The organism is Flavobacterium tegetincola DSM 22377 (genome assembly GCF_000425485.1).
Lineage (GTDB): Bacteria > Bacteroidota > Bacteroidia > Flavobacteriales > Flavobacteriaceae > Flavobacterium > Flavobacterium tegetincola.
Genome location: NZ_AUDN01000021.1, coordinates 61,614 through 74,021 on the forward strand (window position 1 = coordinate 61,614; position 12,408 = coordinate 74,021).

The 12,408-nt window shown below is 33.0% G+C and carries 11 protein-coding genes; 9 read left to right on the forward strand and 2 right to left on the reverse strand.

Going from position 1 to position 12,408, the window contains the following annotated elements; translation table 11 throughout:
- The first annotated feature begins 12 nt into the window (after nucleotides 1-12).
- Entirely contained in the window at nucleotides 13-1,203 is a 1,191-nt protein-coding gene (locus H602_RS0104975; RefSeq protein WP_026977026.1) for a Pycsar system effector family protein, read from the forward strand.
- Between the two features lie 14 nt (nucleotides 1,204-1,217).
- Here H602_RS0104975 and H602_RS0104980 read toward each other — a convergent pair whose 3' ends face one another.
- A complete protein-coding gene (locus H602_RS0104980) occupies nucleotides 1,218-3,575 on the reverse strand; it encodes a GAF domain-containing protein (protein WP_026977027.1) in 2,358 nt (785 codons plus the stop codon).
- Between the two features lie 120 nt (nucleotides 3,576-3,695).
- Here H602_RS0104980 and H602_RS0104985 point away from each other — a divergent pair, with 120 nt between their 5' ends.
- The 5 genes from H602_RS0104985 to H602_RS0105010 all read left to right on the forward strand — a co-directional run bounded on the left by H602_RS0104985 (nucleotide 3,696) and on the right by H602_RS0105010 (nucleotide 8,572).
- Nucleotides 3,696-4,232, forward strand: coding sequence for a hypothetical protein (locus H602_RS0104985; RefSeq protein ID WP_026977028.1), 537 nt, complete (start codon nucleotides 3,696-3,698; stop codon nucleotides 4,230-4,232).
- A 70-nt stretch (nucleotides 4,233-4,302) separates the two neighbouring features.
- Entirely contained in the window at nucleotides 4,303-5,463 is a 1,161-nt protein-coding gene (locus H602_RS0104990; protein WP_026977029.1) for a 5-(carboxyamino)imidazole ribonucleotide synthase, read from the forward strand.
- Between the two features lie 107 nt (nucleotides 5,464-5,570).
- The gene (gene purE / locus H602_RS0104995; RefSeq protein ID WP_157504914.1) at nucleotides 5,571-6,053 is read left to right on the forward strand and encodes a 5-(carboxyamino)imidazole ribonucleotide mutase; all 483 of its coding nucleotides are present in this window, start codon (nucleotides 5,571-5,573) and stop codon (nucleotides 6,051-6,053) included.
- A gap of 79 nt (nucleotides 6,054-6,132) precedes the next feature.
- Nucleotides 6,133-6,360 (forward strand): hypothetical protein, encoded by a 228-nt coding sequence (locus H602_RS0105000; RefSeq protein WP_026977031.1) that lies wholly within the window; start codon nucleotides 6,133-6,135, stop codon nucleotides 6,358-6,360.
- Between the two features lie 187 nt (nucleotides 6,361-6,547).
- Nucleotides 6,548-8,572 carry a M3 family metallopeptidase gene (locus tag H602_RS0105010; RefSeq protein ID WP_026977032.1) on the forward strand — a complete coding sequence of 675 codons (2,025 nt, stop codon included), beginning with the start codon at nucleotides 6,548-6,550 and terminating at the stop codon, nucleotides 8,570-8,572.
- Nucleotides 8,573-8,649: 77 nt separating this feature from the next.
- On the opposite strand, the gene H602_RS0105015 is transcribed toward H602_RS0105010, so the two are convergent.
- Entirely contained in the window at nucleotides 8,650-9,765 is a 1,116-nt protein-coding gene (locus H602_RS0105015; RefSeq protein WP_026977033.1) for an ATP-binding protein, read from the reverse strand.
- A gap of 190 nt (nucleotides 9,766-9,955) precedes the next feature.
- Between H602_RS0105015 and H602_RS0105020 the strand changes: the two genes are divergently transcribed.
- Genes H602_RS0105020 through H602_RS0105030 form a run of 3 tightly spaced genes read left to right on the forward strand, consistent with a single transcriptional unit; the run spans nucleotide 9,956 to nucleotide 12,406 of the window.
- Nucleotides 9,956-10,459, forward strand: coding sequence for a GbsR/MarR family transcriptional regulator (locus H602_RS0105020; protein ID WP_026977034.1), 504 nt, complete (start codon nucleotides 9,956-9,958; stop codon nucleotides 10,457-10,459).
- Nucleotides 10,460-10,517: 58 nt separating this feature from the next.
- Complete coding sequence (locus H602_RS0105025) at nucleotides 10,518-11,588, forward strand: YqjF family protein (protein WP_342663477.1); 1,071 nt, start codon at nucleotides 10,518-10,520, stop codon at nucleotides 11,586-11,588.
- Nucleotides 11,585-12,406 carry a DCC1-like thiol-disulfide oxidoreductase family protein gene (locus H602_RS0105030; protein WP_026977036.1) on the forward strand — a complete coding sequence of 274 codons (822 nt, stop codon included), beginning with the start codon at nucleotides 11,585-11,587 and terminating at the stop codon, nucleotides 12,404-12,406. The genes H602_RS0105025 and H602_RS0105030 overlap by 4 nt, the downstream gene beginning before the upstream one ends.
- Nucleotides 12,407-12,408: the final 2 nt, after the last annotated feature.

Here is a 12,408-nt window from a genome sequence, read left to right on the forward strand (position 1 = left end):
TATTCTTTCTTTATGACTATTGTTGAAAATGCAGAAAAATTTGTAAATCAATTATTCAAAGATAATTTATCTTTGGATTATATCTACCATAACTTTAATCATACTTTAGGTGTGGTGCAAAATACACGCTTACTTCTTAAAGCTGAAGGAATAAGTGATGATGATGCGGAAGTATTGCTTCTTGCTGCATGGTTTCATGACACCGGATACATCAAAGGTTTTGAAAATCATGAAGAAGTGAGTATTAAAATTGCACGCGATTTTCTCGAAGAACATAATTACGACTCGTCCAAAATTAGCATAATAAGTCAACTTATTCAAAAGACAAAAATTGACGAAATTCCTGTAACTCAATTAGAAAAAATAATTCGCGATGCAGATTGGTCGCATTTTGGCAACCCCAATTACTTTCAATTCTGCAACTTATTGCGTTATGAATTTAGCTTGACGAGAAAAATGAAGTTCAGTGATTTAGAATGGTCCACTGAAAATCAGAAAGTTTTTAACAATGTCCATGTGTTTTATACCGCTTATGCGAAAGCCAACTGGCAACCTATCAAGGATGCAAATGCTAAAATACTTAAAGACAAAATTGAAACATTAGCCAAAAAAGCCAAAGCGAAGAAAAAGCCAAAGGATTTACTGACAAAGAAGAAATTAGCAAAAATTGATTCTCCAGAACGTGGTATTGAAACAATGTTTCGGGTAACGCTTAACAATCACACGCAATTGAGTCAAATTGCCGATAGTAAAGCCAATATTTTACTTTCCGTAAATGCGATTATCATTTCCATTGCCTTATCGACTTTGATTCCAAAATTAGACAGCCCGAGTAACTCGCATTTGATAGTTCCCACTTTTATAATGCTTTTCTTCAGTGTATTGTCTATTATTTTTGCGATTTTATCCACAAGACCCAAAATTAGTGGAGGTTCTTTTACCCGAAAACAAATTGAAAACAAAGAAGTTAACCTCTTGTTTTTTGGAAATTTCTACAAAATGCCTCTAGAAGAATACACTTGGGCAATGAAAGAAATGATGAAAGATGGTGAATATCTTTACGACACAATGATTAAAGATTTGTATTTCTTGGGATTGGTCTTAAACCGAAAATATAAATTACTTCGAATTACTTATACCGTTTTCATGATTGGAATTCTAATTTCAGTTGCTGCTTTTGTGTATGCTTTCAAGAGTTTGTAGTCTACATTTTCTAATTACACATACGATTCCAACAGTTGATTGTAGGATAAATCATTTCTGTTTTTTTGATAATTGACGGCAACTCGAATTGCTTTCAAACCTGTAACACCTTGAAGGTCTTCCACATCAAATTCTTCAATATCTTGATTTAAAAACCCTTGGTTTTGCAGAAAATGGATGTAGTTCTTATATTCAAAAGCTTCTTCTTTTTGAGAATACACAATAACAAGATGTCCACATTTAGTAATTCGTTCCGTTGTTCCTTTGATATTTGCTTTGTCGATTCTTTTTTTAACTACTTCATATCTTGCATTATAAGTGCCATCAACATCAAAATGTTTTTCGTCCATTCTGAAACGTATCGAAATAGGTGCGTTAAAAACTAAAATGAGTGAAGTAACATCTAAACTGTAGGGAAGCTCTTTTCGAAGGTAAAAATATTCATGTTCCATCTCACACATTACATAAAGCTGCCACAACCTCAACTGCTGTAAATAAATAGATTTGTATGGGATTTTAGGATTTATAGACGCACCAATGTATAGATTATGTTCTACGCCATCTGTCTTAAAACGTTCATAATAATGGGGAAATAAGGCTTGCACTTTCTCTTGTTCTGTATCCATTATAGCCGCTAATTTTTTATTAATTAACGAAAGTGTATAGTCATAATCTTTTCTACAATTATAAACCAACTTGGTTTGCGGATTCAATTTTTCATAATAATTGGAAACCCATTGCGCAACTTCTGAAGCAGAATTTCGGAGCTGTTCCAATAAAGGATGGCACTCATTTAGGATAAAGGTATGAATCAACACTTCTGAATCAGCCTGCAAAGTATTGTTTAAGTTGTTTTTAAAATTTTGCAATTCAAATACATTTGCTGCTATAATTCCTGTCGAATTAGTCAGAGAAATTTTCTCAAATAGAGCAATAAGCAAGTCGATTTGTGTTTCCAAATCATCTAAAATAGCTTGATTTCTGTATTTAGATGAATCTTTAACATCAATTTGACCGTACAAAGGCCAAACATCTTCAAAAACAATTTCCTTGTAAGGTAAATCACGTTTATTTTTATCGGTAATATGTGAGGCCACTTCCTCTTTAAATTTCCAATACACACTGGGATGAATGGCGGTATATTCTTTTTGAATAACTGCCTCAATTTCCAACTCAATATCATTATAAAAACGCTCCATGGTTTCTTGTAAATACGGCATTACAACATCCATTTTGTGTGCATTCATGCTGTTCAATTGATGTTTTTGGTAGGAAACTAATTCCATCACTCCTAATAATTTAGTATTCGACATCAATGGAACGAGTAGAAAACTTTTGATTCCTAAACTCGCAAAATGCTTTAATAAATTATTGTTTGGGTTTTCTTTCAAAAATTTATCCAAATTGGAAATACTAAAATAGTGGTGTTTTTTGATGACACAATCAAATAAATTATCACAGATTAAATCACTCGGATGACGCGTTTCTGTTTCTTGTAGAATAAAACTTTTTAAACTATCGTCAAATGGCGCTTTAACAAACCGATTTTCTTCTGCATTTACGGCTGTGTAACCGGTTTCTAAATCTGCGACTTTAAAAATCGACCTGAAAATAGTTTGGATATTTTTAGAAATATAATCTTGATTTTCTTTCTTTCCCAGAAGGTTGGTTTTTAAATTTGAAATGGCGCTTTCAATCGTTGCGTCATATAAATTCATAATTCCGAAGCCTTTGAGAATCCAACTTTTTGGCGGAAATTTTTCACACCATAAATCAAAATTGTCAAAATTGTCCATCAAATCTTCAATTTCTTCTATTGAAAGTTGAATCGCTTTTTCAGTGGGAATAACCTCTACAAAATCAACATTGTACAAAACTCGGTAATGACATATAACACCATTTTTGTCTGGAATATCATAAAAAAGTGACTTTACCACATCTATTTTATAGTTGTAATATTTGAGTAAAATCAAGCAACAACTCATGACATAAATTTGCTGGTCGTCAAATTCACGAATATTCATGTCAAAATTTGCACCTGCATTTTCAAGAATCGCCTGGAAACGGTTGGAATAATTAAACAAAATATTATGAAAAGGAATCGCAGCTGCTTTAATTTCATTTCCACTTAAAGCAGTTGGAAACAAGTCTGCTAGCAAATGCCGAATCAAGACTTTATGCTCTTCTAATTTGGAAAAATCGGAAATTCCGCTAATTAATTCAGGCGTTTTTTTTACTTCATTAAGTAAACCTTTGGCATAATTGGCTCGATAATCAATATCAAATGACGCAATTTCCTCCAAGCGCTCCACCACTTTATGAAAGGAAATATGAACTTGAAAAGGGCTGTCGTCATTTTTTGTATAAATCATTTTATAAGGTCTTCAATTGTGGCAAAGATACTAATTAGTTCATTCTCATTCTGTATTTCCAAGGTTTCAATTCAACTAATTCAAAAGGCAAAATGCGCTTCTTTTAACTATATTTACCTTATGGATTTATCGCTACAAGCAACACTAGAAAAATGCAATTCAACCAAAATTGATTTGACAAAAATTAAAGATGTGGTCTTACGAAATACGGATTTGCTGGATGAATTAATTAACATGGCAACGGATTTGAATTATAATAACCATCCGAAAGCTTTGCGAATTGTAGAACTCATAACCGAAGACAATCCGATTTTTATTGAAAGTTATATTCCTCAATTAATTGAGCAAGCCTCACACTATAAAAAATGTGCAGCCGTGAGAGGAATATCGAGAATTCTGTATTTTGTGGTTTTGACACCAGAGATAAAGCTAAATAATTTTCAAAAAGAAGCACTTATTGAAATGTCTTTGGAATGGTTTATTGGCAATGAAAAAGTAGCTTGTAAAGTAAATGCTTTAAAAATTATGATGCATTTTTCGGGCCAATTTCCATGGTTACAAGACACTTTGCGTGATTTAATTGAAAAAGAATATGCCTCACAATTGCCTTCTTACCAAATTGCAAGTCGTGCTGCAATCAAGAAGTTCAATCAATGAGAATTTATAGCGTATCAATTGTCAATTACTAATGGTATAAGTATCTTTGCGTAAACAACAACGCAACACCATGAACTACTTTTCATCCGATTTTAAACTCGGAATTTTAGGCGGAGGCCAATTAGGAAAAATGCTTTTGTCCGAAACTCGAAAATTTGACATTCAAACGTATGTTTTAGACCCAAGTCCTGAAGCACCAAGTAGAATGGCATGCAACCAGTTTTTCCAAGGTAGTTTGATGGATTATGACACTGTTTATAATTTTGGAAAGAAAGTGGATGTGTTGACTTTTGAAATCGAATTGGTCAATTTGGAAGCTTTAGAACAACTTGAAATGGAAGGTTTAAAAGTATATCCTTCGCCAAAAACACTTCGAGGAATTCAAAATAAAGGACGTCAAAAAGCATTTTACAAAGAAAATAATTTACCTACTTCTGACTTTTCAACATTCAGCACTTTAAAAGAATTGATGGTTGCTTTTTTAGATGGAAAATTAAAAATTCCATTTGTTTGGAAAAGCACCGAATTTGGTTACGACGGAAATGGTGTGAAAATCGTTCGTCATGCCTCTGATTTGGAAAATCTTCCCGATGTAGAATGTATAGCTGAAGAATTAGTTCCGTTCAAAAATGAATTGGCCGTTATCGTGGTTCGGAATCCGAAAGGCGAAATCAAAACCTATCCCGTGGTGGAAATGGAATTTCATCCAGAAGCCAATCAAGTAGAATATGTAATTTGTCCTGCACGAATTGACGATGCCGTTGCATTAAAAGCTAGAAATTTGGCTTTGAAAGTTTCAGAAGCTTTTGGTCACGTCGGACTTTTAGCTGTGGAATTATTCCAAACCGAAAACGATGAAATTTTGATTAATGAAGTCGCTCCAAGACCACATAATTCGGGACATTATTCTATTGAAGCGAGTTATACTTCGCAATTTGAAAATCATTTACGTGCCATTTTAGATTTACCTTTAGGAAGTACTGAAAGTAAAATTAACGGAATTATGGTTAATTTAGTAGGCGAAGAAGGTTTTTCTGGCGATGTAATTTATGAAAATATTGAAAAAATATTAGCTATCGACGGCGTAACTCCTCATATTTATGGCAAACGTGAAACCAGGCCTTTTAGAAAAATGGGGCATGTTACGATTGTAAATGCAGATATGGAAGAAGCTAGAGAAGTCGCCGGAGAAGTAAAGAAAACGATTCGGGTAATAAGTTTAATTAGATAATTTGAAAATGATTAGGAATAAATTATTATTCTGATTATTAATTTTGGTCAATTCAGCACATTTTAAACCTTTAAACTTTTAAACCTTAAACATTTAAACTAAAAATTATGAAAGTAGCCATAGTAATGGGGTCCATTTCCGACATGCCGGTGATGCAAGATGCCATCGATATATTAAAAGAGTTTGGAATCGAAACAGAAGTTGATATCGTTTCAGCTCATAGAACACCCGATAAATTATTTGATTTCAGTCAAAATGCCCACAAAAGAGGAATTTCGGTAATTATTGCTGGAGCTGGTGGAGCGGCACATTTACCAGGAATGGTAGCTTCCATGTCGCCTTTACCTATTATTGGCGTTCCCGTAAAATCAAGTAATTCTATTGACGGTTGGGATTCGGTTTTGTCTATTTTACAAATGCCAGGTGGCGTTCCCGTAGCAACTGTTGCTTTAAATGGTGCGAAAAATGCCGGAATTCTTGCTGCTCAAATTATCGGAAGTGCCAATCCAGCCATTTTAGAAAAAATGATTGCTTATAAAGAAGGCTTGAAACAAGCGGTGTTGAAAGCTTCGGAAAATTTAAGCAAATAAGACATTTAGCAACTCTGTCAGAGTTTAAAACTCTGTCAGAGTTTGTGTATAAATTTGTAACTTTGATAAAAATACAGTTATGGATATTCAAACTTCAAAAATTGAATTAGCAAAAATTATTCTCAATTTGGAAAATCCTTCTTTAATCGAAGAAATTATATCCTTGATTCAATCCAACGACAGTTTAACACAAAATCAGAAAAATGCAACTGATGAGGCAATTTATTCTTTGGAAAACAACGAAGGCATTTCTCATGATTTAGTGGCAGAGGAAACTAAAATTCGCTATTCAAAATACTTTTGTTAGAAGCTATTTCCAGCTATCCACTTCAATCTTTTATTTTTTAAAGAAAAGAATAAAAGGATTTTCATTGCTATCTGGGCTAAACTATCACTTGTGGTCAGTCTCAACTCGATTAGTAATCAACAATTTAAAAACTTTGCGAACTTTGCGTAAATCTTTGCGAACTTTGCGGTCAAATCTTACTACAAACATGACACTACTCACAAAACAATTCACCACAAAATTCGAAACAGCTCCATTTTCGCAAATTAAAATGGAGGATTACAAACCTGCTTTTGAAGAAAATATAAAAAATGCAAAAGCGGAAATTGACGCGATAATCAATAATCCAGAAACTCCAACTTTTGAAAATACATTGGAAGCATTGGACTTTGCAGGAAATGCTTTAGATCGATTATCATCTGTTTTTTTTAATTTAAATTCGGCTGAAACATCGGATGAAATGCAAAAAATTGCTCAAGAAGTTTCTCCCTTGTTAACGGAATTCAGCAATGACATTACGCTAAACGAAGATTTATTCAAAAGAATCAAAGCGATTCACGATGAAAAAGATAGTCTGCATTTATCTACAGAACAAAAAACTTTACTTGACAAAAAATACAAAGGTTTTGTTAGAAATGGTGCTTTATTAAATGAAGAACAAAAAACAAAACTTCGCGACATTGACACGCAATTAGCCAAACTAAAACTAACTTATGGAGAAAATGTTTTAGCAGAAACGAACAACTATCATTTACAAGTTACCAATGAAGCCGATTTAAAAGGTTTGCCGGAAGGTGTAATTGAAGCCGCAAAATCAGAAGCTGAAAGTAGAGAATTAGAAGGTTATGTTTTCACATTAGACTACCCAAGTTATATTCCGTTTTTGACTTATGCGGATAATCGCGAATTACGAAAAGAATTGGCTATTGCTGCAGGAAAAAAAGCGTTTCAAAACAATGAATTCGACAATCAAAATAATGTAAAAAACATCGTTCGTTTGCGTCACGAACGTGCGAATTTGTTGGGTTATCCTTCACATGCTCATTTTGTTTTAGAAGAACGAATGGCTCAAAACCCAGACAAAGTAATTTCATTTTTGAATGATTTATTGGAAAAAGCAAAACCAGCTGCCGAAAAAGAATTTGCAGAATTAAACGCTTTTGCAAAAGAACTAGATGGAATTGAACATTTAGAAAAATGGGACGGAAGTTATTATTCAGAAAAATTGAAACAGAAATTATTCAATTTAGATGATGAGAAGTTAAAACCGTATTTCAAATTAGAAAACGTTTTAAACGGTGCTTTTACCATTGCTAAAAAACTATACGGATTAACTTTTACAGAAGTTTTCGATATTGAAAAGTACCACAAAGATGTTACAACTTACGAAGTAACGGATGAAAACAACGAATTAGTAGCTGTTTTTTATGCCGATTTTTTCCCAAGAAAAGGAAAAAGAAACGGTGCTTGGATGACTTCTTACAAATCGCAGTCCATTAGAAATGGAAAAAATGACCGACCACATATTTCCAATGTTTGTAATTTTACACCTCCAACTTCTACGAAACCTTCCCTCCTAACCTTTAACGAAGTTACGACTTTGTTTCATGAATTCGGACACGGTTTGCACGGCATGTTGGCCAACACCGTTTATCCAAGTTTGTCTGGAACTTCGGTTTATTGGGATTTTGTAGAATTGCCAAGTCAAGTAATGGAAAATTGGTGTTACGAACCAGAAGCGTTGGCTTTGTTTGCCAAACATTACGAAACCGGAGAAATTATTCCGCAAGAATTTGTCGAAAAAATCAAAGAAAGTGCGAGTTTTCAAGAAGGAATGGCAACCATGCGACAAATAAGTTTTGGTTTATTAGACATGACGTATCACGGAAAACCACAAATCATTGAGGATGTTAAAGCATTCGAAGAAAAAGCATTTGACAACACCAAATTATATCCGGATGTTCCCGAAAATTGTATGAGTACTTCGTTTTCGCATATTTTTCAAGGTGGTTATTCTTCGGGATACTACAGCTACAAATGGGCAGAAGTTTTAGATGCTGATGCGTTTGCTTATTTTCAAGAAAAAGGAATTTTTGACAAAGAAGTGGCTACAAAATTCAAAGAAAATGTACTTTCAAAAGGTGGAACAGAACATCCAATGACTTTGTATAAAAAATTTAGAGGTGAAGAACCAAAACCGGAAGCCTTGTTAAAACGAGCTGGATTGCTTTAATTCTAAAAATTTTTAACCATTAAGATATTAAGAGGATTAAGTGTAAGCGCTTTATCCTCTTAATATCTTAATGGTTTTTACTTCAAAAACTGCCTAAAATTATCCTTATTCACTACCATGAAACTCGGATTGTAAGCAGTTTCAAAAGATTTTACTAATTTTACTTTCTTCGTGGGCGACCATTTAAATTCAAAAGCACTTACCACATCAGCATTGGTTTCGATATAATCAATTTCCTGTTGCGTAGTTGTTCTCCAAAAATAAGGTTTTGCCAAACTATCGGAATATGAAAGTAGCTTCATTCGTTCTGAAACTAGAAAATTTTCCCACAAAGCACCTTTATCCTGCCGGAATTCCAATACATTAAAATTCCCAATCAGCATATTTCGAACACCATTATCGTAAAAATAAATTTTTCGATTGGCTTTAATTTCATTACGAAGGTTTTTACTAAAACTGTTCAATCTAAAAATCACGAAAACTTTTTCTAGCAAATCAATATAATTACTAACAGTGTTTTTATCAACACCAACCAATTGCGCAATTTCATTGTAACTTACTTCACTTCCGACTTGCAAAGCCAATGCCTGTAAAATTTTTTCTAGAACTTCTGATTTTCGAATACCCGCTAAACTCAATACGTCTTTATACAAATAACTGGAAACCAGATTTTTTAAAACTTCATATTCATTTCCGAAATTATTAATGACATCCGGATACATTCCATATAATAAACGCAATTCTAATTGTTGTTGGGCTTTGATATAACCCACATTGTTTTCAAATTCGTTCCAAGAAATTGGATATAAATGGTATTCAAATTTACGCCCCGTCAATGGTTCTTGAGTCAGATGATTAATATCAAAAGCCGAAGAGCCACTCACAATGACTTGTACATCTTTAATTTGGTCTACAATAATTTTTAATTTTAAGCCAATGTTTGGAATACGTTGCACTTCATCAATAAATACATATTTATAGCTTCCAATAATACTCTTTAATGTTTCGGTATTTGCATTTGCCAATGTATCGACCACTACGACATCGTCTCCATCTAAAAAAAGAAATGGAATTCCCTCTAATAATGTATTTACCAAAGTTGTTTTCCCTATTTGTCTAGGGCCGATAAGCACAATTGCTTTGCCTTTATTTAGTTTTCCTTTTACTCTCGCTGTTAAATCTCTAGAAATCATAGCTTAAAATTTATACAATGATATGCAAATAATTTCTATTCACCAATATTATACTATTTTTGGTGAATGTATTCACCAATATTATATTGTTTTCGGTGAACATATTCACCAATATTACATGGAAATAATTTAATAAATTAAACTTTCATTTTTTACTGAAACTTTAAAAACTTTTATTTACATTTGTATCATGGAATTCGCAGAAGCTAAAAATAAATTCATTCAAACCTGGGGCGCCTTAGGTTCGCAATGGGGAATCAATAAAACAATGGCGCAAATTCATGCGTTGTTGATGGTTTCTTCCGAACCACTTTCTATGGAAGATGTAATGGACGAATTGCGGATTTCTCGTGGAAATGCAAGTATGAATTTACGAGCTTTGATGGATTGGGGAATTGTGTACAAAGAATACAAATCGGGTGAGCGAAAAGAGTTTTTTACCGCGGAAAAAGATTTGGACGAATTGGCTGTGAAAATTGCCAAAGAACGAAGTAAACGCGAAATCAAGCCTGCTTTGAAAGTTTTAAAAGACGTTTCTTCTATAAATCCAGCAACCTCTTTGGAAACCAAACATTTTGTAGAACAGACTAAAAACTTATATGATTTTGTTTTGAAAGCCGACAATATGATTGATAAAGTAACTGAAATTAAAGACAACTGGATTGGTCGATTGGTGATGAAAATCATGCGTTAATCGACTTTTTTTTAATTAAAACTTTCATTTTTTTCTGAAAGTTTAAAATGTATAAATTATGAAAATTTTAAATTTTTTAAACGTATCCCTTATCCTTATTGTCTTTGGAAACCTTTTATTAGGCTTCGTTGACGACTCTTATTTTCCAGCCGCATTTGGTCTAGGTGCATTTTTGCTGCCTATTTTTCAATTAATTGTCGGGTTAATCTGGCTTATTGGATATAAGGAAAATAAAAAAATTCAGTTTTATTTTTACGCTGTTATCAGCTATTTCTTTATCCTATACAGTTCCGTTCTTTGGTGGGATGCTGCCGAGAAAGTTGCAATTCTAAACAAAATACTTTTATTTCTATTATTCGCAACGCCTATTTCTCTGGCTGTTTATTTCACTATTATATTATTTCAATTTTCTAAACAATGTAGTTTCATGAAAGCCGAATGGAACGATTTACTCTTTATTAATTATCAAATTGATCCAAAATTATTAGAAAAATACGTTCCAAAAGGCACCGAAATCGATTTATTCAACGGCAAATGTTACATCAGTTTGATTGGTTTTATGTTTGAAAACGTAAAGGTTTTGGGAATAAAAATCCCGTATCACGTCAACTTTGAAGAAGTCAACTTGCGGTTTTACGTCAAGCGATTTGAAGATGGAAACTGGAGGCGTGGCGTTGTTTTTATAAAAGAAATCGTTCCAAAACACGCCATTACTTTCGTAGCAAACACTTTGTATAATGAACAATACCAAACTTTGCCGATGCGTCACGAGCGAACTGTTACTAAAACTTCACGATTTTTTAAATACGAATGGCTTAAAGAAAACTATAGAAATTCAATTTCCGTAGAAACAGAGAAAAAATTAATGCCAATTGAAGAAAACTCCGAAGCCGAATTCATTTCAGAACATTATTATGGTTACACCATTCCACCCCGACAAAAAACAGTGGAATACGAAGTGAAACATCCAAGATGGCAACAATATAAGGTAATTGATTATGCACTAACTGTCGATTTTGAATTGACTTATGGAAAGGAATTTGCCTTTCTGCAAGACTTAAAAGCAGATTCTTGTTTTGTTGCAAAAGGTTCTAAAATTAGTATTGAAAGTAAACGAGTATTCTCATGAAAACGCTAGAAAACCATACATTGCTATACGATGAAGATTGTCCGATGTGCAACATTTACACTTCTGGATTTATAAAAACGAAAATGTTAGACTCGAACGGAAGAAAATCTTTCACAACGATAACAAGTTCAGAACACCTTTTTATTGATGTGGAAAGAGCTAAAAATGAAATCGCTTTAGTCGATAACGAAAACAAAAAAGTATTTTACGGAATAGAGAGTCTTCTAAAAGTAATTGGAAATTCGTATCCTTGGATGGAAAGCATCGGGAATTTAAAGCCCGTAAATTTTCTGTTGAAAAAATTATATAAATTTATTTCGTACAACAGAAAAGTTATCGTACCAAGCGACCTTAAAGCAGAAAAAGGCTTGGAATGCATTCCAACTTTCAATATAAAATACAGATTATCTTACATTGTTTTTGCGACTTTGTTTACAGCAATTGTCTTATTTCAATACTCAAAGATGATTGTGTTTTTACCAAAAGCTACTTTCGTCAGGGAATTACTTTTAGCTTTGGGACAAATTGCATTTCAATATCTCTTTATACAAAAATTAAGTAAACAAAGTCAGTTAGTATACATTGGAAATTTGGTTACCGTTTCCGTAATTGGAAGTTTAATTCTAACTCCTGTATTGCTTTTAAGTCAATTTGTACATCTAAATGAATACTTTATTTTAGGTTGGTTTGGGTTAACCGTAAACCTTATGATATATGAACATTTTCGTAGAATTAAATTGCTACACCTGCCAAAAAACCTCACATTCACTTGGATTTTATACCGAATCATTGCTTTGATTATCCTTCTAAATTTATAAAT

Bases quoted from the DNA above. Each gene is read 5' to 3' on its own strand.
- H602_RS0104975 (WP_026977026.1), top strand. From the start codon at position 13: ATGACTATTGTTGAAAATGCAGAAAAATTTGTAAATCAATTATTCAAA.
- H602_RS0105010 (WP_026977032.1), top strand. From the start codon at position 6,548: ATGACACTACTCACAAAACAATTCACCACAAAATTCGAAACAGCTCCA.
- H602_RS0104980 (WP_026977027.1), bottom strand. From the start codon at position 3,575: ATGATTTATACAAAAAATGACGACAGCCCTTTTCAAGTTCATATTTCC.
- H602_RS0105015 (WP_026977033.1), bottom strand. From the start codon at position 9,765: ATGATTTCTAGAGATTTAACAGCGAGAGTAAAAGGAAAACTAAATAAA.
- H602_RS0104990 (WP_026977029.1), top strand. From the start codon at position 4,303: ATGAACTACTTTTCATCCGATTTTAAACTCGGAATTTTAGGCGGAGGC.
- H602_RS0105000 (WP_026977031.1), top strand. From the start codon at position 6,133: ATGGATATTCAAACTTCAAAAATTGAATTAGCAAAAATTATTCTCAAT.
- H602_RS0105030 (WP_026977036.1), top strand. From the start codon at position 11,585: ATGAAAACGCTAGAAAACCATACATTGCTATACGATGAAGATTGTCCG.
- purE (WP_157504914.1), top strand. From the start codon at position 5,571: ATGAAAGTAGCCATAGTAATGGGGTCCATTTCCGACATGCCGGTGATG.
- H602_RS0105025 (WP_342663477.1), top strand. From the start codon at position 10,518: ATGAAAATTTTAAATTTTTTAAACGTATCCCTTATCCTTATTGTCTTT.
- H602_RS0104985 (WP_026977028.1), top strand. From the start codon at position 3,696: ATGGATTTATCGCTACAAGCAACACTAGAAAAATGCAATTCAACCAAA.
- H602_RS0105020 (WP_026977034.1), top strand. From the start codon at position 9,956: ATGGAATTCGCAGAAGCTAAAAATAAATTCATTCAAACCTGGGGCGCC.